Here is a 661-nt window from a genome sequence, read left to right on the forward strand (position 1 = left end):
CACTATTACCGCACCATCTCGGACGGCTGGTCGAACGCGCTGAAGACGGCTTTCGCCAGCCTGCCGGATTTTCCGGGGTAGGGCGGCGCGACCTCGCTGAATCATTGCCTTCATATATTTAACATGTTAATCAACACCCGAGCGGTTGCATTTGTCGGCGCGGCGGCCGGCTACTGGGAGGAAACATGGACAATAACGAATTCCGCACTTGGTCTAGGCGTGCCGCCGACTGGGGTGTCGACTACCGCGACACCTTGCGCGAACGGCCGGTGCGCCCAGCGCTTGCCCCTGGCGAGGTTTTCCATGCCATCGAGGTCTCGCCGCCGGAAACCGCGGAACCGATGGACAGGATCTTTGCCGATTTCGAGGAAAAGATCGTGCCCGGCATGACGCATTGGCAGCACCCGCGCTTCTTCGCCTATTTCCCGGCCAATGCCGCCCCGGTCTCGGTGGTTGCCGAATATCTGGTTTCGGCGATGGCGGCGCAGTGCATGCTGTGGCAGACCTCGCCGGCGGCGACCGAGTTGGAGACCCGTACCGTCGACTGGATGCGCCAGGCGCTCGGCCTGCCCGATGGCTTTTCCGGCGTCATCCAGGATTCGGCTTCGTCGGCAACGCTGGCCGCGGTGCTGACCATGCGCGAGCGGGCGCTCGACTGGCA

General features: G+C 63.4%; 1 protein-coding gene and 1 pseudogene. Both read left to right on the forward strand.

Going from position 1 to position 661, the window contains the following annotated elements; genetic code table 11:
• Window positions 1–81 (forward strand): annotated as a pseudogene (locus tag EN781_RS36070) (peptidase); the annotation flags it as partial.
• A 104-nt stretch (window positions 82–185) separates the two neighbouring features.
• Window positions 186–661 (forward strand): pyridoxal-dependent decarboxylase (locus EN781_RS33640; RefSeq protein ID WP_245492727.1); only part of this gene is annotated, 476 nt, incomplete at its 3' end.

Source organism: Mesorhizobium sp. M4A.F.Ca.ET.090.04.2.1, assembly GCF_003999085.1.
Classification (GTDB): domain Bacteria; phylum Pseudomonadota; class Alphaproteobacteria; order Rhizobiales; family Rhizobiaceae; genus Mesorhizobium.